This is a genomic window from Siminovitchia thermophila (assembly GCF_016909185.1).
Lineage (GTDB): Bacteria > Bacillota > Bacilli > Bacillales > Bacillaceae_C > Siminovitchia > Siminovitchia thermophila.
Genome location: NZ_JAFBFH010000021.1, coordinates 1 through 19,535, shown reverse-complemented (window position 1 = coordinate 19,535; position 19,535 = coordinate 1). Strand labels below are relative to the sequence as shown.

At 39.5% G+C, this 19,535-nt stretch carries 25 protein-coding genes; 3 read left to right on the top strand and 22 right to left on the bottom strand.

The features are described 5' to 3' along the window. Positions 1-2: 2 nt before the first annotated feature. The 21 genes from JOC94_RS14325 to JOC94_RS14225 all read right to left on the bottom strand — a co-directional run bounded on the left by JOC94_RS14325 (position 3) and on the right by JOC94_RS14225 (position 15,438). Positions 3-1,358 (bottom strand): TcpE family conjugal transfer membrane protein, encoded by a 1,356-nt coding sequence (locus JOC94_RS14325; protein WP_205179690.1) that lies wholly within the window; start codon positions 1,356-1,358, stop codon positions 3-5. Between the two features lie 93 nt (positions 1,359-1,451). Then, on the bottom strand, positions 1,452-1,676 hold the full coding sequence (locus tag JOC94_RS14320) for a hypothetical protein (RefSeq protein WP_120118567.1): 225 nt from the start codon (positions 1,674-1,676) through the stop codon (positions 1,452-1,454). Between the two features lie 136 nt (positions 1,677-1,812). Further along, entirely contained in the window at positions 1,813-3,063 is a 1,251-nt protein-coding gene (locus JOC94_RS14315; protein WP_205179688.1) for a conjugal transfer protein, read from the bottom strand. Between the two features lie 37 nt (positions 3,064-3,100). Continuing rightward, positions 3,101-3,325, bottom strand: coding sequence for a hypothetical protein (locus tag JOC94_RS14310; RefSeq protein ID WP_120118569.1), 225 nt, complete (start codon positions 3,323-3,325; stop codon positions 3,101-3,103). 462 nt (positions 3,326-3,787) lie between these two features. Then, complete coding sequence (locus tag JOC94_RS14305; RefSeq protein WP_205179680.1) at positions 3,788-4,339, bottom strand: hypothetical protein; 552 nt, start codon at positions 4,337-4,339, stop codon at positions 3,788-3,790. Between the two features lie 123 nt (positions 4,340-4,462). After that, positions 4,463-4,834, bottom strand: coding sequence for a hypothetical protein (locus JOC94_RS14300; RefSeq protein WP_205179679.1), 372 nt, complete (start codon positions 4,832-4,834; stop codon positions 4,463-4,465). A 60-nt stretch (positions 4,835-4,894) separates the two neighbouring features. Then, complete coding sequence (locus JOC94_RS14295; RefSeq protein WP_205179678.1) at positions 4,895-5,320, bottom strand: DUF5348 domain-containing protein; 426 nt, start codon at positions 5,318-5,320, stop codon at positions 4,895-4,897. Continuing rightward, complete coding sequence (locus JOC94_RS14290; protein ID WP_205179677.1) at positions 5,317-5,934, bottom strand: thermonuclease family protein; 618 nt, start codon at positions 5,932-5,934, stop codon at positions 5,317-5,319. Before JOC94_RS14290 ends, JOC94_RS14295 begins: the two co-directional genes overlap by 4 nt. Further along, the gene (locus JOC94_RS14285) at positions 5,934-6,791 is read right to left on the bottom strand and encodes a DUF6612 family protein (protein WP_205179675.1); all 858 of its coding nucleotides are present in this window, start codon (positions 6,789-6,791) and stop codon (positions 5,934-5,936) included. Before JOC94_RS14285 ends, JOC94_RS14290 begins: the two co-directional genes overlap by 1 nt. A 64-nt stretch (positions 6,792-6,855) precedes the next feature. Further along, positions 6,856-7,287, bottom strand: coding sequence for a hypothetical protein (locus tag JOC94_RS14280; protein ID WP_205179673.1), 432 nt, complete (start codon positions 7,285-7,287; stop codon positions 6,856-6,858). A gap of 21 nt (positions 7,288-7,308) precedes the next feature. Further along, positions 7,309-7,683 (bottom strand): hypothetical protein, encoded by a 375-nt coding sequence (locus JOC94_RS14275; RefSeq protein WP_205179672.1) that lies wholly within the window; start codon positions 7,681-7,683, stop codon positions 7,309-7,311. Positions 7,684-7,704: 21 nt separating this feature from the next. After that, a complete protein-coding gene (locus JOC94_RS14270; protein ID WP_236017106.1) occupies positions 7,705-8,748 on the bottom strand; it encodes a ParM/StbA family protein in 1,044 nt (347 codons plus the stop codon). A 67-nt stretch (positions 8,749-8,815) separates the two neighbouring features. Beyond that, positions 8,816-9,292 (bottom strand): metal-dependent hydrolase, encoded by a 477-nt coding sequence (locus JOC94_RS14265; protein ID WP_205179669.1) that lies wholly within the window; start codon positions 9,290-9,292, stop codon positions 8,816-8,818. Between the two features lie 348 nt (positions 9,293-9,640). Further along, positions 9,641-9,823 carry a hypothetical protein gene (locus tag JOC94_RS14260; protein WP_205179668.1) on the bottom strand — a complete coding sequence of 61 codons (183 nt, stop codon included), beginning with the start codon at positions 9,821-9,823 and terminating at the stop codon, positions 9,641-9,643. Positions 9,824-9,897: 74 nt separating this feature from the next. Next, complete coding sequence (locus tag JOC94_RS14255) at positions 9,898-10,149, bottom strand: hypothetical protein (protein ID WP_205179667.1); 252 nt, start codon at positions 10,147-10,149, stop codon at positions 9,898-9,900. 37 nt (positions 10,150-10,186) lie between these two features. Continuing rightward, positions 10,187-10,621, bottom strand: coding sequence for a MarR family transcriptional regulator (locus JOC94_RS14250; RefSeq protein WP_205179666.1), 435 nt, complete (start codon positions 10,619-10,621; stop codon positions 10,187-10,189). A gap of 231 nt (positions 10,622-10,852) precedes the next feature. Then, on the bottom strand, positions 10,853-11,509 hold the full coding sequence (locus JOC94_RS14245) for a helix-turn-helix domain-containing protein (protein ID WP_205179665.1): 657 nt from the start codon (positions 11,507-11,509) through the stop codon (positions 10,853-10,855). Positions 11,510-11,564: 55 nt separating this feature from the next. After that, complete coding sequence (gene recD2, locus JOC94_RS14240) at positions 11,565-13,814, bottom strand: SF1B family DNA helicase RecD2 (RefSeq protein ID WP_205179664.1); 2,250 nt, start codon at positions 13,812-13,814, stop codon at positions 11,565-11,567. Then, complete coding sequence (locus JOC94_RS14235) at positions 13,807-14,775, bottom strand: transcription termination/antitermination NusG family protein (RefSeq protein ID WP_205179663.1); 969 nt, start codon at positions 14,773-14,775, stop codon at positions 13,807-13,809. Before JOC94_RS14235 ends, recD2 begins: the two co-directional genes overlap by 8 nt. Before the next feature lie 100 nt (positions 14,776-14,875). After that, positions 14,876-15,151: a helix-turn-helix domain-containing protein gene (locus tag JOC94_RS14230; RefSeq protein ID WP_236017103.1), complete on the bottom strand. Its 276-nt coding sequence runs from the start codon at positions 15,149-15,151 to the stop codon at positions 14,876-14,878. 14 nt (positions 15,152-15,165) lie between these two features. Next, the gene (locus JOC94_RS14225; protein ID WP_213089069.1) at positions 15,166-15,438 is read right to left on the bottom strand and encodes a helix-turn-helix transcriptional regulator; all 273 of its coding nucleotides are present in this window, start codon (positions 15,436-15,438) and stop codon (positions 15,166-15,168) included. Positions 15,439-15,657: 219 nt separating this feature from the next. Between JOC94_RS14225 and JOC94_RS14220 the strand changes: the two genes are divergently transcribed. The 3 genes from JOC94_RS14220 to JOC94_RS14210 all read left to right on the top strand — a co-directional run bounded on the left by JOC94_RS14220 (position 15,658) and on the right by JOC94_RS14210 (position 18,135). Next, positions 15,658-16,035: a helix-turn-helix domain-containing protein gene (locus JOC94_RS14220; protein WP_120118585.1), complete on the top strand. Its 378-nt coding sequence runs from the start codon at positions 15,658-15,660 to the stop codon at positions 16,033-16,035. A 346-nt stretch (positions 16,036-16,381) separates the two neighbouring features. Next, positions 16,382-16,831, top strand: a complete 450-nt coding sequence (locus JOC94_RS14215) for a hypothetical protein (protein WP_205179662.1) — start codon at positions 16,382-16,384, stop codon at positions 16,829-16,831. A 95-nt stretch (positions 16,832-16,926) separates the two neighbouring features. After that, a complete protein-coding gene (locus tag JOC94_RS14210; RefSeq protein WP_205179660.1) occupies positions 16,927-18,135 on the top strand; it encodes a site-specific integrase in 1,209 nt (402 codons plus the stop codon). Between the two features lie 149 nt (positions 18,136-18,284). Here JOC94_RS14210 and JOC94_RS14205 read toward each other — a convergent pair whose 3' ends face one another. Then, positions 18,285-19,250: an Abi family protein gene (locus JOC94_RS14205; protein ID WP_205179658.1), complete on the bottom strand. Its 966-nt coding sequence runs from the start codon at positions 19,248-19,250 to the stop codon at positions 18,285-18,287. Positions 19,251-19,535: the final 285 nt, after the last annotated feature.

Below are 19,535 nucleotides of genomic sequence, written 5' to 3'. Positions count from 1 at the left end.
TTTTATAAAAGTCTCCGTTTTTTCTTCATTTGATTACGTTCCGTGCGTGACCCGACTTCCACTAACTCTTTTTCTTCGGAAGGTGTTTCAACCTTTATCGGATTTAGGCTAAGCAATTCGAACACTTCCTTCTTCACTTGCTCCTTATTTTTTTCCTCTTTGCGCTTAGCGGTGAGGGGATTGAGTGGTTTGAGGGTTGTCAATATAGCTTTGCCTACCGGTTCCTGTTGCTTTGACTGTTCTGTCATGTTGCTTTCCATCAGTTTTTCAAGTGAGACGACCTTCTGTTCAAGTTCGGACAGCCGCTTTGATTCCTCTTGTTCAGCCTCTCTATTTATGCTTTCCGACGTATGGGCTGTATCCGACTGTTTCGGTTCTTCGTAAAAATGGGTTTGGGTAGACAAATCGTTTTCTTTTTGATAAATCGATGGATCTGACTCACTAACTTTCGTCTCTTCCTGTATTTCGGTTTGGGCGTTTATCTCATCGACTTTCGCATGTACTTCTATTGGACTAACCGGTCGGACAACTGTTTCTTCGTTGATCTCTTGTACTTCTTGAACATCAACTATTCCTTCACTAACCGGTTCAGTTACAAAAGAAGTTTCGTTTTCGTCCAATTGTCTTCGAACGACTCTTTCTGCTACTTTGACTTCTACTTTTTCCGACTCCATTTTTACATGTGCTTTTCCTGTAGGAACCGGAATTGTTTCTAGTAAATCATTTTTTTCGGGGACGGATACCCGTTCCTTCGTCACATTTAGTGAAGGTTCGGTAGAAAAATTCGGTTCTTCCACAGTTTCCTTCTGTTCCTTTCTTTGCTTTGCGAATTTCTCTTTATGTTTTTTCAGAAGTATCCAAGGAGAAGATTTTGCAACTTTCTTCTTAGGCGCATCAGTTTCAACTTGTTTTGTTGATTCCAACGCTAATTCTTCAAGTGCCTTTACTTCTTCGTCTGAAACCGTATAAGTAAAATAGTTTTTGAATTGGTAGACCGTCTCTCTTGGAATTTCTTTCCCACGGTAATACGTCTTCTTTGTTATAAAATTCCTAACCTGATAACCAATAAACGAACGGAAAAAGTAGATTGGTGATCGGTTCTCCGTACCGACGTCGGCAAGCAACCATGCGAGGCCGATCGGAATCAGGACCAGTACACCCTTCGGCATCCAGTTAACAAGATTTCCAAGATACGGAAGGTTATAGAAAACGATAGTTCCGACACCAAAGACAATTCCATACAAAACTGCCTTCATCCGTAATGGTCGTCCTAGTTTTAAACCAAAAACCTGATAGATTTTCTTTTCGAATTTCAAAAAGTTGTTCAGGACATATAACGGGATTCTATTAATCACCATTCACCACCTGTTTTAGATTTCAAAAACAAAACAATGGGAATCTATAACGGATTCCGCCGTTACAAACTCCCATTGCTGTTATGAGAAGATGCGTTATTTTCCGCCGAAATTGAGCAATCCTGTCAGCCATTCAGCAAGTGTGATAATTAAGTCAGGCTTCACAATGAACATACCAATAAATGCAAGTCCGATGACAACACCGACCATCGCGATCCAAGCACGCTTAAAAGCCGTGACGATTAGCAGGACTAAGAGAGCGATGAACAAAGCCCATTTTACTTCCCCTGCTAACCAATCGAATAAATTCTCTATTGACATTTACCAACTAACTCCTTTCAATCGTATTCATTGAAAAATATAATTTGTTTTTCATTCCCAAAAACCGTATTCTCACAACCGCAGCATGAATGCCTTATATTGACAGAACCACCCCCAACAAAGGCAATCAAGGGAATTATTCTTCCGTAGATTGCTCTTCCTGTTCTTTTTCTACTTCATCGCCTTTTTTATTGTCTTCCGACGAATCTACATCGGTTTTATCAGCAGTCTGTTCCGCATCGTTTAGCATATCGTCAATATATTTCTTGCTATTGAGATGCTTAACAACGAAACGATCCTGTTTCTCTGCCACGACAATTTGATAGTTTGATGAATATTCAATTCCGGTATCTGGCTCGGCAAAGATGACCGTAGCACTTACGACTTTTTCTTTTTCGTTTCTACCTTCATAAACTGTGACATTCTTGACCGTGACAAACTCCATAGTCTTGTTTAATCCACTTTGACGGCGTTCATCATCGAAGAGATAACTTAGCTTCTCGCTCGAATCGTTTGCATAGGCTTCAAAAAATGTATTCAGAAAATCTTTGACAGCGTTTGTTTCGTTTCCAACAACAGTACGCAGGTTGTCCGTTTCCATTTCAGGACCGGATGTATTCGGCGTATCTTCGAAATAGGTGAAGCTTGGAATCTGATAGATTACAAAACGATTTTGGTCTGCATCGTAATACAAATGAATTGTCACAAACTTTTTCTTTGTGATTCTTTTAACAATCCCTTGTTCATTCACCACAACATCCATGCTGTCAGGAGATAGATTTTCTACAGAATAGGTATCTTCCCCGTTCTCGCCAAGTGCACTTTTTTCCTTTTCAATCGCAGCAAGCGTCTTGTCATAGGTAATGTTTACTTGATAAGTCAGAATGGATTTATTGTCGCCTAGATCCTGTGCTTCTTTCAAAAGGACTGCATCCCGTTTCAATGTAGAATGCCAGGTTTTCCCTGTTATTCTCCCAATCTGGTCAACAATATCTTTTGATACAAAATACGAAAGCGTTGCATCCCGGTCATTTTGATCCAACTTATCGAGATTCCACGTGAAATATTTCGAAAGGAAATCCTTGGAGAATTCTACAGCTTCCGTCGATACTGCTTTACTTGTAGTCGGCTCGTTAAGAACCATCGCTTCTGTCTGTTTCTTACCCCCGCCCGAGTTCACAACCACAATCAAAAACATTAGGACAAGCATCACCCAAAAGGTAACAACACCAGCTTTTCGTGCACGATACCCTTTTGGCTTCTTTTGTTTTTCCTTCTTCTTTGCATCGCTTTTTCGTTTTTCATTTTCGTTCATTTTCAGCGCGACATCTTTGATTTTTTCAAACTTGCTTACTTTTTTTGTTCTCCGATGAGTAAGTTTGCTCAATTATTTACTCCTTTCTCGCCATGCTATTGACGTAGATTCAAATTTTCTTGTTAGATGAGCCAACCAATATAACGACAGCCACAATAATCATGAGTGTTGCGGCAGTTCCATACTTAACGATAGACATTTCATACAGATTAGTAATGTGCATCTTGAACTCTTCCCACAACGGCACGAGGCTCGGAAACTGATCCAAAACTATATTACCGACGACCGCGATCAGGAAAATCATGAAGATAATCCCGAGCATCATCCTGAACATGCACGTTCCTCCTTTTCAAAGAAATATTTATTTATAGGGACTGCCTGTAAATTTACATGTCAACCACCACCAATGAGCAAACATTCGATACGCTGTAATGAAATAACGGGATTACCTTCAAGATTTATTGAATGTTGCGCCCCCTGTGGTAAAGAAAAAGAAGAGGATACTTTCATTCCCCTTCTCCATCTCACTCGCCTATCCACTTTTAGGGATGAAAAACAGAATATCCTGTCACATCGCTTCCACTTGCTTCAATTTACGGCAGACCAGATATGCGCCTACTCCTGCTACCGCAACAAGTGATAGCAAATATCGTTTCTTCAACCTACCCCTCCCCTTCGGCTTGCCTGTATGTTGTTATCTTCATTCTAACAACCAGCACCGGTAGTGGAGTCCGCAAAAAGTCCGCGAATGGATTTTGGTAAAGAAAAAATGCCCGACCGATTTTGGCCCGACATTTTATTGGTTCAACATATATGGAAATTCGTTGCGGATAATCCGCATAGCCTGTTCAACGTTTGCTGCCCGTTCCTGACGGATAAATAGGATCATCGCTTCTAACACCTTTTTGCTTTGGTACTCCGCCGGGATCGCGCATTTCTCATTGAGTGCTTTTTCGATCGTGGCGTAGTTATGTTCCGCTGCCTTTGCGAACTCAAAACAATTCAAGAACTCTCTGTCCCGTTTCCCTTTCAATACATTCGTCCGTTTCTTTATGGCATTGTATACACGTAAGCCAAGCAATACCGAAAGTGCGACGCAGCCGCCCATAAAGAAGAATAGAGGGAACCAGATAAAAAGTTCCCGCATTGGACGGACAGTTGAGTTTAGCAGGAAGAAGATGAATGCAGAAGCACCCATTGTCGAGAGAACAATCCGTAGTATTGTATTTTTCTTTACAATCCCTTTTTGCAGAAAAGCATCTACTTTCGCTTTCCATTCCTCCCGTTCTTCCGTAAACATCTCTTTCAGCAGCACCGCCTTGTACGTTTGCTCCAATGTCATCATCATAACCAACTCCTTTTTGTTTTTGATCTTACACCAATGATAGCACCGTCTACAGGTGTTCAACCAATTATCGTAAGGAGAGTTTTCAACGTCATGAACAAAACGTCTTTCGTTCTGAAAACAAGACTAATTAACAAGATATTGCGGTTTGCATTCCTGTATCAAATACCCGAGCCATCGTTTCCCGATCGTTGTGTTCAGGAATTTTTCTGACAAGTTGATACTGTTCCAATGCCGGATAATACCCCACTCCATGAGCCAAAGCACGGAAAAGGCATCTGAAATGATGACCTTCTTTCCATTGATGAGAGTTTCAGCCTTGAATTCATGAATGCTAATGTCGCCGTTGTTTTTGCATGTATGCACACGCACCTGTTGCACAAGAACCTTTAATGGCCCATGTTCCTTTTCCATCGCTTGTATGGCTTCTACTACATTTGCTTTCCACTGCCACTTGTCTAAATGGTGGAAAGCCGGTTCCTTAACTTTTGATTCCAACCTCTACACTCCTAATTCAAAATGAAACAAGCAACCCTGCTGACAAGGTTGCCCGTTCTGCTATCGGCGGATTCTCGCCTTCCTACCTTCAAGTTCAAGACTTGGCTTGTCGAAAGCGTAATAATCACCCCTGTGTTCAAGGCGAGTAAACAGATAATATCCACCTGCTTTTGAATCCTCATCCTCTACCCAAATGTCGAGGGAAGAGCCGCTTGACAATTCATATTCCCCTATCGCATATCGACCATTACTTTTCTTTTTCAAATAGCCCTCTATGAAAGTTGTTTTGCTTAACTCTTTCATATAGTTGTGTGCTTTATCAAGAGCTAAATGGCTTTGGTAAACCAAAAGATATTTTTGATATTCGTCGATGTCAAGAATTAATGTATTCGTATTATCGAACATTTTGTCAGTATCCTGTAAAAGAGACTCAATTTCCCCTCCGATCTTTTTATACCGTTTTACGATTTCCTCCAAATTACTCATTTAGCTATCTCTCCTTTTGGTTGAATGACAGACATATCAAACCCTTTTTCAGTTACATATCCCGAGACACCCCAAATGCCAACCTTTTTCTTTTTCGCTTTTTCCTCTGCCTTCTCGAACTCTTCAAGATACTTTGTATTCGGCGGGTAAACATAAGCTACACGTGCATAACCTTTCTCAATCATATGCTGATTGAAATTCACACCATCGACCCAAATATAGGCAAGCAACCGATCGTAATTATCACGCTCCGGGTTCCCGATTTCGACAGTAACCTTCCGGCCTTCCTTTAAATATTGTTTAGCATAATCTGATGACTCCTTCCCAAGCCATTCAGGTTCCTTTGAGGGATGGACGCTTTCAGGAGTGTCGATCAAGAGCAGCCGAATACGTTCCTCCTTTCCTTTCAAATCGCCTTCTGAAAAACGGACAATAACCGTATCGCCGTCTACAGCCCTAACAATAGAAGCTTTCGTTTCTCTTAATTGAAAATCGTCTTCTTGTTCCGGCGACGCAATTTCAGAAGGGGCTTCCTTCCCTCCACCTTGCAGAAGGACCGCCATTAGAATGAATAGCGCGACCGCCGACAACAATGCATTTGATAAGTTTTTCATTACTTATCGGATTCTTCCGTTGCAGGCTTCTCTATCTGCAATTCCTTCGCATTTTTCTTCACGTCTTCTGGTAGGCTGACAGTCGCCTTACCATAGTCACTGACGGTGAGCATGGCGTCTACATGGACATCCCCCTTACTTCCTTTTTCCTCACGTGCAACGCCGGACAAATCAAAGATATAGTGTAGGGACTTCAACTCGTGACTATCTTTGTCAAAAGTGAAATTCACGTCCATCTTAGTAATTTCCGCACCTTCCGTATTCATGAGCCAACTAGTGACTCCTTTGTATTTCTCTGTCAATTCTTTCTTGTCAGCAGTAAACGCGAAATGGTAGGAACCATCCTTTTCCGTCACTTTGAAATCATCAATATTACCCTTGAAGGCATTGAACATGTCTTGGATAAAACGGTAGTCATCATTGATGTACTCGTTCCCCGGTTTTACTTTATTCCAGCTTTTCTCGGTCGTCTCGTTTTCAAAAGCATGATAATGGTATCCGTCCACCCAAAACATTTCAGTTTGATATTCTCCAAGAGGGGCGATATTGGCTTTCGTGATGACATGGGCCATCACTGGATCTTTCGAGAATTCTGTTTCCTTTGTGATAGAGCCGGAATCTTCCTGATCACCGAACTTAAATGTCTGCTTGTTCTCTGTGACGAATTTCATGCTTTTTGCGTTTTCGAATTTCGTTTTCGCTTGTTCGAAAATCTTTTTCGCGTCTTCATCCACTTTCTTTGCGACATCTTCCGTTTTTGTATCTGTCCTTGGTGCATTTTCTGTATTGCTGCATCCAACCAACCCTATTGCAAGTACACCAACTGATAAAACTTTCAACCATGTTTTCTTTTCCATCGTTTTCCACTAACTCCTTGTCTGTTTGTATTTTCTGTTAAATTATGAATTTCCTTATATCGGCTTACATGACCTTATCCGTTTTCCATCCCTTACTTTGATAGATTTTATCTAAAAAACCATTCAACTGTTTCGGATTGGAAAACCCGAGCGCATGTTGAATAGATTTCTTTGTCGCTCCCTGTTCGAGCAAATATAGGACTTCATCCGCTGTTAAATTTTCCCCTTTGGAAAGAAGAAATTCAATGTTTGTATCCTTTTCCCAAAGTTCGGCTCCCGCACTTCGCAACCTCTTGTAGATGGGACAATTTCCACATACCGACTGATAGGAGTTAGGTTCCTCTGGGGCAGCATCGGAAATTGCCTGTCCATTTTTTGGACAGGCGTCACAGATTTTAAAGCATCTGCTGATTTCCTTGAACATTCGTTTTTTCTGTATTCGCGTTTTCTCCTTGAAGCCACTCTCTATCTTTCTTTTAGTCTTTGCATCTAGCATGTATATCTCCCTTCCATATGGCTACTCCACACCGCCGAAAGAGGTAAGGAAAGCTTGCGCACTGTTTCTGATGGCATCTTCCGATACGGCATCCTCCTGTTCCACTTCTTCTCTTGCATACTGACCCGGAGCAACCTTGATCCCTTTGCGTAATTCCTTTAATAGTTCTTCATGTTGCAATTGGTATGATTCCTTGAAATCAAGCAACGCCTTTTTCAGTTCATCCAGTTCCTTTTTCTCTTTCCGTTCTTCATTCATCATGCGGTATGCGTATTTAAGCATATTCCGAATCATTTCACTTTTTTTGCTGTCCGGTACATTTTCAAGCATTTGGCCGAGGTCTTCATCGCCATCCGTTAATCGAAAGCTATACCGCTTTTTCCAATTCGCAGTCATCGTCGTTCACCGCCCGCTACCTTATTTCCGATGATTGAAAATGGCGTTACCAAGTCGCAAATACCCAATCGCATTTGCGAATTGGCTTTCTTGAATCTTAATTAACCGTTCATCGAAAGGTTTCTGAATAAATGGCTCAAATAATTCGCCCCCACCACCTGCAAGGAAGATGGCATCGAACAAATCCGATTCTTCTCCCCACACGTTTTTAAGTCGATCTACGATATTCATAGCAATCGACTTTTTGCTGGAATGGATAACATCTTCAAAATCAAGTGTTTTTCCTTTATAAGTCAGCCTTTCATCCTGCATGACACGATTCAAATGAAATTCGTTCAAATCCGCTCCACCTGATCGCACCTTGAACGCTTGTCTAATATCCCGTGTCAAGTTAATAACGCCATCGTCAATTGTACCGGACAGTTTGGTCATAGGCATAAATCCATTATTCTCTTGAATTTCGACAACTACAAAATCTGTCGTCCGATATCCAATGTCGATTAAACCGATAAGTGCTCCTTTATTCATGTATTGAGGATATGTCAATTTTCCTTCATGGTTGAACAGTGCTGCATATACTGCCGATGCCCCTTGAGGAAACACAAGTGCATCTTCAATGTTGATCTGCTCGGTACGTCCGGCAAGGGAACCCGATACCCATTCAATTGCAGGATGAACACCTTTGATAGACTGTTGAAAATCCTTTGCCTGTGCGCCATAGAAATCAAGTGGCAGACCCGTAGATAATTTCACAGAACCACTTTCACCTTCCGTCACAAGCTGAATCGCCGTATTCAACAAGATATGAGTATACAAATGGTTAAACCTCTCCCGTTCAAAAATCCGAGATAAAGAACGAGACTCCTTTGCCAGTTCACCGACGAAGTAGTTTTCTCCTTTGTACATGACGTTCATATTTGAAAGTGTGTGTTTTTCCTCTCCGAACATGTTCGTAAGTCCTCGATCATGTCCCTTACCAACAAGTGATGGAAAAACGACCCTCTTGCCTGTCGATGACATTGCCTTAACCCACCCGTATCCTAAATCTACTCCTACATAAATCATATTCAAGCTTATATCCTCCCTTTCGGTCACTATCAAAAAAATCTTCCACTCTCTTAATTTTCTCTAATCAATTAGCCAAACTCAAAAAATAATCAGTGAAATCTTTCCAACCAAAAAACAATAGCATCAACATCATAGCAACTCGGCATATTCGATCATTCACAAAGAACACGAATGGAGATACTTTCATGCCAACTGATAGTTTAAAAGGGTAAAATAACTTGACCCTTCCTGTCAGCATATCCCCCACGGCGTGTGCGAGAACCCCTGCCGCAAACGCAAGACCCACATTCATGTTAAAAAATAAAGCTAATGTCAACCCTGTTGCTATCGCGAACAGAAGCGAATGGGTTAGCGTTCGATGCCCCACCAACTGATTAAGCGGAAGCGACACGGGAATTAGAATCTTCCCAAATTTCGATTTCGGTTCATCCAGATCCGGGAGAATACCGGCAATGCCTCCGATTAGTCCACCTTTCCAGTCACCACCCGTTATCATGTATCCAGCAACAACACCGGACAACATATGCGTTTGCCACTCCATCAGTAGGACGACCTCCTTTCGGGATAGGTTCCAACGCATTCTACTACCGACGATGACCTGTTGAAAAGCCTTTTGTCCTCTACGTGAGCCGTTGTCTCTTTGCAGCGATAACACCATAGATGTTTAATATGCCCGTCCTTTTTCTGTTTCCCTTTGTGCCGGAACATCGGGTAGACGTTGTCACATACGCTGCAAATCAGAAATGTTTCAACCGTCCTTATACTTTTCCGCCCCAAAGACTGTCACCTCCCCTTTATTTGCTTTATCCTCTTTGTTTCTGTCGGGGGGATTGCCTGTAGTTAGGCAAGAGAATGGCGATCTTCCCCTGTATTCTTTGGTTCCTGAGTCTCATTTCTTGAAAGTCTGCTGGCTCCTGCTCACTTTATCGTTCAGTTCGTTGTAAAGTTCTTCCAGTTCCGCATCCGAAAGATTTTGGTAGAAATCCCTGCTATAATTTCCCCATACATAGCACCATTCCTCCATAAACGCCCGATCCGACAACAAAGCTGGATCTCCATCTTTTACCGTCATACAACCCCCTCTTTTCCATCCACACAAAAAGGGGCGACCCTTATCAGGTCAATCCCCTTGTTTGCATGTTTTTTTCACTGGACTTTGGAAGTACCACTAGATTCCTTGATTTTCTTTTCCTGATAGAAGTCGGCAACTTTGAAGACGAAAATTCCACCAAGCAGAAAGAATAAGATGCCGCCAGAACATATGCTTAATATCAGGTAAAAGAGAAATAAGGCTTTCACTTGTGCTGCCGAAACAAGTAAAGTGTACGTTAGGTACGTCCCTAAAACGCCGGATAGTAAACCGACTGTGTACGCCCATATTAATGTGCGGTTAAACATTCGCGGAAACCAACCACCCCCTTTCCGTTGATTACTGTTATACCTTGAAAGGTAATTCATCCATGACAGAGTTACGGACGGATTCTGCAAAAAGATGCTTAATAGGTAATGGAACTGTACAAGATGTTTCGCCATAAAACAGAATATTAGGATTGACGAACACCTTGTATTGAGCCGTTTTTGAATTAGTTTCATTGTTCGTTTCCTTTTTAAGCAGCCCTTTCCTTTCCAAAGCTCTGATTAAACGATTTGTATTTTCCCTAGACATCTCCATACGTTGGGCTAACTCACTTTGAGTAAGATACCGTTCGCCTTCGCGATTGATGCAATTCTCGGCATCGAGAACAGTGGATAACCGGAACAAAAACGCCATTTCCGCATCAGAGAGATATTTCTGTTCAGTGAAATAGGAAATATTGGGCGTCACAAAGGTTACGACGTTGGAGGCCGTTTTTGACTCTTGGATAACCAAGTTAACCAACTCCTTGCCTTTTTGTCTGAATTATTAAGAATCTGACTCTATATATAAGAGTAAGAATAGCGCCATCGGATCGAAATACGAATAACCGCGTGGAATCAACATTTTTAACCTTTTTAGGGTGTGACTTTTACGTCACGCGAGCGTGATTTTTAAGTCACACCCCTAACGCACTATTTTGGCGTAAATTCTAATGTGTGAAAAAATAATCACACTCCTAAAGACTCACTTTTTCTTACTTTGTTTCTTGTATTTCAAATAAGTGGAACGACTCAATATCTTCCCCGCTTTCTGGTCATGTGTATGCCATACTTTCCATTCAAGCAGGACTTTGTTTTTTTCGATGTAGTCATATTCCATGACCATGTCACAAAGCATCGGATCGATTTCATCTTTGTTGCCTTTGTACATGATTTCGGGATTCACGAACAAGGGCCGTGCATTGACATTCCGTTTATAGAGCTTGATTTCTCGTGCGCTGACAATCTCATACATCAATCCCTTGTCTAACATTTTCTTTATCGTCCTGCTTAGGGTTTCCCGTTTGAACCCTAACACGTTTGCAATTTCGGTAATGGTCATGAAGTGATCCGTTTCGGGATGTTTGACGGCATTAGAACCCATTGCAATAAATGGAGAGAGAGCCGATAAAAACCCAAGTTCATTCATCGTCATATACTTTTCTTTGATGAGTATGTCGATGTTTTCGTGGAACATCTGTACAAAAGGCGTTTTGTTCTTCTTTTTAATTTTGTATAATCCGTATCCCATTTGATTCGCCTTCTGCTCCTGCTTAGCGACCTCACTTAGATCGACACGCCTTTCGGATTCGCGTTGTCTGGCACGTTGTTCCGCAATCTCTAATTGTCGTTGTAGTTTCATTCGTTTCCACCTCTGTATCCCCTGTGTGTATTCCATAACGCACAATAAAAAGGAATCAACGGAATTCGTTGACCCTTTCGTTTTCCTTATAGCGATCGTTATAATGGATTTCTGCTATGATCCGTTCCGATAATCGACTATTGCGTTTTGTGATTTTATCGTTCGCGATTGCCATATTCATTGCTTTGTCCGTTCCAATGAAGACCGCCTTTTCCTTCGCTCTCGTCAGACCCGTGTACACAAGATTCCGTGCAAGCATAATGTAATGGCTTGTAGTCATAGGAATGATGACAATAGGGGCTTCTCCACCTTGTGACTTGTGTATCGTAATAGCGTAACCGAGTTCAATTTGATCCAAGTCCTCACGCTTATAAGTCACGTTCCTGCCGCCAAAATTAGCAGTAAGGATTTGGATGTGTTCATTTAACTCCGTGTCGAAATATTTGTCGATGGCACGAATAATGCCGATGTCACCGTTGTATACATCCTTGTCTCGATTGTTCTTCTTTTGAAGGATTTTATCCCCGACACGAAAAACCCGGTCCCCAATTTTCCATTCATTTGTATAGGCGGTTTTTGGATTGATCGTATCTCGCAACATTTGATTCAATACGATTGTTCCGACAGGACCTTTCTTCATTGGGCTTAATACCATAATGTCAGATAAGTCATATCCAAGGTTCATAAAACGGACAACGCTCAAAACAATGAGCTGCGCGATATGTTCTGGCTGATCATTCCGAATGAAATAGAAATCGTTCTTAGTCGTATCAATCAACAACGGTTTCCCTTTATTGATTCGGTGAGCATTGGTTACAATTTGACTTTCCTCTGCCTGCCGGAACACATCAGTAAGTCGGACTGTTGGTATACCGGCTTGAATCATATCAGCTAAGACATTACCAGGACTTACTGACGGCAACTGGTCTGTATCCCCAACAAGCAGAATTTTTGTATCATTTTCGACGGCTTGAAGGAGCAGGTGCATTAGGTGAAGGTCCACCATCGACACTTCATCCACTACAAGAAAGTTTGCAGGGAGTTTGTTATCGTTGTTGTATTCAGCCTTGTCTCCGGGACGGTATCCAATCAAACTATGGATTGTTTTTGCTTCTTGTCCAGTGACATCTGAAAGCTTTCGGCTTGCTCTTCCGGTAGGGGCAGCAAGTGCTATTTGTGCTTTCGGATAGACGGATTTAAATACATCAATCATTGCCTTAACGACAGTCGTCTTGCCTGTTCCGGGTCCCCCGGTCAAAATGAGCATCTGCTCAAAAAACAGCCGTTTGACGGCTTCACGTTGCTTTTCTGCAAGGATGATTCGATTCTTTTTTTGGTATGTCGTAATCTGTTTTTCCAAAAAAGACATGGCTTCGCCACCCCGCGAACCTCTCAATCTTGAAAGTTTCCGGGCTAAGCTTTTTTCATAATTGAATAATCGTTTTGGATAAATACTACCGTCTTCGTCGATGACAATGGTGTCCCCGTCGAGACGAAGAACGCTTTGTTCAATTTCTTCCATTGTGACAATATCATCCCCTGTGGAATGATGATTAAGGGCAAGTTCGACTTGCTTGAACAATTCATGTTCTTCCACATAGCAATGCCCGGAACTATAACATGTCTTTGTTAAGACGAATTCCATGCAAGCATCAATTCGGAAACTCGAAATCGGAAGTATCCCGATTTTCCTTGCAATTTCATCGGCTTTAAGGAAGCCGATATTGTCGAGTTTTATCAATTCATATGGATTTTCCAGTATGATCGCAGCGGCATTCGGACCAAATTCCTTATAAGCTTTCATGGCTACTTCCGCCGTAATGCCGTATACGAGCAATTCACTAATAACTTTTTGAACCTCGAATGTGGAACGAACACTTTCCACAATCTTGTTTCGCCTTTTTGGACCAATACCCTTGATTCCTTCCAGGCATGATTCCCCTTCTCCACTTATGATGTCGATAGCATTTTCCCCTAACTTTTCATAAATCATGACCGCTTGCTTAGGGCCACAACCTTTCACAAGAGGGGAAGCTAAAAAAGCGATGACTTGTTCTTTTGTCTGTGGAATAGGTCGTTCCCATGTTTCAACTGCGAATTGCCTTCCATATTTAGGATGAGTTTCCCATTTTCCTTTGATTGCTATTTCTTCGCCTTTTTCCACGCCGTACAGACTACCTTTTATTTTGATACGTTCTCGTTTATCTGTTTCCATATAACCAATCAAAAAGTCTTCTTGCCTGAAAACCACGTCTTTTAGAGTACCTAAATGTGATTCAGGCATGAGAGCTTGTTCTTCATTCATGATACACACACCCTTTCTCGGTAGATTCACAGAGCAAATCTTTCAATCGTTCCAAGAAAAGATGGCGGTCTTCCATCACAAACACGTTCTGTTTCGAAGGAATTGAGGTATTGGGATAAACAGTCTCAAAAAGGGATAGTGGCATTCGGATACGCTTTTTCCTTTGCCGCACTGAAACATTTATAGATTGTATTTTTGAGTGGATGGGATTACCTGTCCACTTCTCTTTTTGTCTTTGGCTATATTCGGAAAGTATATCTTCGATTTCTTTCTCGATAGGTTTCCTGTAATTATCCAGTCTGTTCAGCAACCATTTTTCTTTTGGGCTTCCGATAACCTCGTTTGCTTGTTCGATTAGTTCGTGTTTTACTTGTTCATCTTCCTCAACGTCAGAAAACTCGTCCAATTCGATTTCAATTTCAGGCGAAATATCGATTTGTGTGAAAAAGGAATCCACTTCTTCTTGCGGTACATTGTTTTTACTTGGCAGTCCAATGATCTTTGGGATGCTATAAATGATGTGCAATAAGTCACTAGGAAAACGGCTTATATTTTCATGAGTTTCAATGAGAATATAACCATTTAGGACCGACCCGATCCGCTTGCTTCCCTTACGCAATTCTTTCAGTTGCTTCGTAAGTGTGCGGATGTTTTCTCGGTAGGAGTCAAGAAGTACGAGCGTATCTGCATCCTCGTACCTTTTCATGGCTTCGCAAGCATGGCGAAGGTTTGACAATCCCGCTTGCAATCGTTTCGCGTGAAGATGTTCAGATATTTCATCGCGGTCGAGTTCAGTAAGCTCTTCTAAGTCTTCACTTGCCTGATAGACGGACTCCACTTTTTCCATTGCATAGATACATTTGACTGTTCTGTTGTTAGTTCTTGCCAAAACACTCTGCAACATTTCTTTGGCTTCAATTTCAAATCCTGTATGAACCTGCAAGACAAAGAAAGATCCCATTTCCAACCATCCTTTCTTTTAGTGTTTATGCTCTTATGTATAGGAACGAAAAATAGTTTCATAGGTTCCTTGCAGACGACTCTCTTTATGTAACCGAGTTTCAAACGCTGTTTTCTTCCATCCACTTAAAAACTTCATCCCTTGGATACCTGGCTGAAACAAAACGAGCTTTCGGAAACCCTCTTCTTCCGACAATTTTGTTGACTGTGGCTTCCTTTACTTGAAATATTTCTGCCAAATCTTTTTTAGTCAGTAGCAACGGGTATTTGTATTGCTTTTTAGAATCTTGAATACCGAGTTCATATGCTTCTTTGAAAAGTGCTTTTAACTCTTCTTTCATCAATTCCGATTTCAAATGATCTAACATAGAACTCATGATTTTCCTCCTCCTTAGTTACCTTTAAATGAATATTTACAAGGTGTGTATATTTTAAAGAAAAATTGTACACAATATGTGTATGTTTTAGTCAAAAAAAGGACGTGAAAATCCACTTCAATAATCTCTGAAATCATTAAAGCTGTTTCAAGTGTTAATTTTATTTTTCCGCTTTCAATATTGGCATATCCAGAAGGTGTTTTGTATCCTAACCTACGCGCCATATACGTTTGGGATATTCCTTTTTCAATCCTAATTCGTTTCAGTCGATTAATGTTATAGTTCATTAGATTCATGATTACATCTTTCAACAGCCTTTCATTATTTATACACGTTACGGGTAACTTACCAACATAGTAACTTACTCACATCGTGTATGTCAACCTAACTATTTGTCAAATCGTGAAAAAACTTTCATATTTTGTGTAAGTGTGTTAATATATTTATAAATGTTTGGAAGTCCGTTTCTTTATTTTTTTATAATTTGAGGGAAAAGGTGTGTATTAATGAAAAATAATCTCTCGGAAAAGTTAAAAGCGTTACGCGAAAGTAAAAGTTGGTCCAAGACCCATGTTGCAAAGAAATTGAACGTCAATACTTTATCGACTTATGCAAATTGGGAATACGGGTTACGGACACCAGATAACGACATGATCGCCAAAATAGCCGAGCTTTACGATGTTTCCACTGATTACCTTTTAGGTATTACAAGCAAGCCTACTTCTGCGCACAGGAATGAAGAAGAAGAAGAATTTTTAAAAGCGATAAGCGATCCTAATTTAAAAAGATGGTTTATAGATCTTTCTAAGTCTGACCAAGAAGATTTAGAAAAATTACGGACTATGTGGAATTTGATTAAAGGTGAAAAAAGAGACGATAAATAAATAAAAAGAGATAAACAAACATTTTTTGTTTTTGGTTAAAATATAGAGATTTTAAAACGCGTTTAGAATTCAAATCTGAATACCTACCGGACGGTTTTTATATCTACCTATCGGTAGGTATTAAAAATGCCTTTTAATAGAACGTGTGTTTCGTGGAATTTGTCATGGTATAATAGTCATTGTTATATATGGAAAATATTAGAAGGTGAGGGAATCCGTTGATTGGTTTAGGGCTTCGATACGGCCAGCCGGGCAGCGATACATCCTAGTAATTCCTTCAAGTTGGCTGCTGTGTCTTTAATTTATATCTATAGCAACTATGAACAAGATGGGAGGAAAAAGCATTATGCATAATTTCATTAAAAACATTTATTCTGACATCAACATTCATCGGTGGGAACAATTGAAAGATGCATCAGTGGAAGAAGTCATCTTAGATATTTCAGAAAAATTAGGATTACATATACACTTTTATAATTACCCGACCGAACTTAACAATCTTGGTGGGGAGTGGAGAATTTACTTAAACCAAGAGCAAAGCAAGCATGATCTTTGGCAGGACTTTGGAAGAAGCATGGCTGTTTACGCTTGTTACCAAATGTTTTTGGAAGGTAAAGCAACTAGAGAATTGCACAACTTCCATTTGTATTTTTGTGTACCAAAATTTCTTATGAACCAATTATCTTTATGCGCCCAAACTATGACAAGGGAAGAAATCATACATGAAATTTCAAGGGTGTTCCATGTTGAATATGATTTTGCTGAATTGCGCCTACAATTACACTGTGCATCTTAACTAATAAGCAATACCGCACAAATCTTTTTAGGACTAAGTATGAAAGGAGGGAATCGAAACAAATATTTTGAATGCTGAAAGGAGAAATCGAAGGAGTGGCATCATTTTACAAATACCAAACAAAAAACGGGGTGTTTTGGAGGTTTGTAATTGATAATGGAAAAGACCCAATCACAGGAAAACGAAAACAGACAAGCCGGCAGGGTTTTAAAACTAAGCGAGAAGCACAGGAAATGGCTTATGAATTGGAGAAGGAAATCAAAGGTAAGGGGAGTATTTTTCAAGGAGACAACAAATCTTTTTATGATTTTTGCAATATGTGGCTAGATATTTATCAAAATCAACGAGCTGTAAAACCGGGAACTATTAGGATTAGGAAAAATGAAATCAATAATTGGCAACACTATTTTAGACATATTTCGATTGAAGATATTACCCTAAAGATGTTCCAAGATGCAATTAACGATATGAAAAAACGGTTCTCTGAAAGCACATTGGAAGGAATCTATATTACCGGAAAAATGATTTTCGAAAAGGCGGTTGAATTGGAGATTATTAAAGAAGACCCAACACGCTACAGCTACTTTCCAAGATATACGAAAACAGTTGAAGAAATCGAAAATGAAGAAAAGCTACCTAATTATATGGAAAAGAATGAATTGTCTAATTTCCTGAAAACCTGTAAAGATCATGGTCTTCTTCATGACTATGAAATTTTTCTTACATTGGCATATACCGGATTGAGATTAGGAGAATTGTGTGCTTTAAAAACAACAGATGTATTCGAAGAAGAAGGGACTTACTTTCTAAAGATTTCTAAAACACTTTATAACCCAAAGAATATTATAAAGGATTATAAGCTGGTGACTACTAAAAACAAAACATCGAGAAGAACCATTGATATTGCACCGGTCGTCTACGACGCTTTACAAAATGTCATTTCTTATAACGAGCAATTGAAAGAAGCTACGGGAGAAGATTATCACGACGAAGATTTTATTTTTGTTAATAGCAATAAATATCCGGGGTATCCACATTACATTAAATTTGTACAACATCGAATGAACCGAATTCTCCGAATCGCAAATATGAATCAGCATTTGTCTCCACATGCTTTTCGTCATACGCATACCTCTTTATTGGCAGAAGCAGGAGTGGAATTAGAACGAATTATGAAAAGGTTAGGACATGCAAATGACGAAATCACTAAAAGGATATATCTGCATATTACTAAACCAGTTCGAGAAAAAGATGCAGAACGATTTAGTCAGTTAATGGATCAGGTTATAAATATCGAAACGTAGAAAACAACACGATAATGAAGCTTCAGAAAACCTTCAAAACCATTCGCAAAATGAAACCAACCCGTTTTGAAACAATCGTTCAAAACGGGTATATTCTAAAAAAAGACCACCATTTTTATGAGGGTCTTTTTTAAACCTATATATTGATACTAAAATCTCGTTTCCCAATTATACCGAAAGCCCATTTTAAAAAGAATATCATCGAAGCTTACAGATGAAAATTTATTTTCATATTCATTAAAGAGCAGTTTAATTTCTTTAATGAGTTGCTTATGATCTTTTCTAGGTAAAACAAGTTTAAGGAACGTTATCAAGGTAAACAACCTTCCATTATTTATATGATTTCGTGGAATGCCTAATATTTTTCCAATTTGAGCGTTTCTGGGTGGGTTGTGTACACTAAAGCTATACATTCTTTCTTCATGAGCACATACATTTCTAAAGAAATTCGCCATTTTTAGTACATCCAAAATTATAGCCGGTGTTATTTGGCAATTTTGTTGGTAATCTCTATTAAAGTTTATTGCAAAGTCCTTAGCGATAGTGTTCTGTAAACTATCAGTGAGACACATGTAAAAATAATTGATGTTGCCTAATGTTAAATAATTTACTAAAACCCATAGCGGAACACCATCATGAAAATCCAAATAATGTTTTATTGGATTCTCACCTTTTGCTTTACCTTTTTTTGATATAGTATTTGAAATTGTTGATATTAAATCAAGTACGTTTTTTAATTGATCAGGATTACGAGTATAATTCTTCAATACTAAATAAGCATGCTGTTCTTTATACTTCTCCGAAAAACGATAAGAAATTTTTGCTTTAATACTACTTTCAAACATTAATATATATTCTAATATTAAGTTTCTCAAACTTCGATCAAAAGAATAAAGCTGATATATTTCATCAAAGGTTGTACCTTTTTTATATTCCTCTGGATCAAGTGGTTTACCTTGAGTATCTAATTTAAGAAAAAGATCCTTATACCCATTTATCAAAGCATAATATCCTTCTTTTTCGAGTATTCTCAATGCTGTTGATCCATTTTTAACTTCTAAACCACGGTCACGTAAGATTCCCAATTGTTGTCTATGAGTTTTAAAAGGTTTCAAACGTCTTCATCTCCATAAAAATAGCCCAGTCCTCGTAAGGATCTGGGCCTGATCGCTAAGATCATTATATAATATGCACAAAAACATGTCAACATAACCGGTAAAGGTATAGTATAGGAAAAATCTTTGATTGAGCATATCTAAAGAGACAAATCTTTATAAAATCCACATGAAATACCGTTGTCTTTTTGGTTCTATGTCAAATGTTGGGGTGGAGTGAGATGGAATCTCACCCTACCCAACATGACTTCCAATTTTTTTATACTTATGTAAAAGAAGTATTCT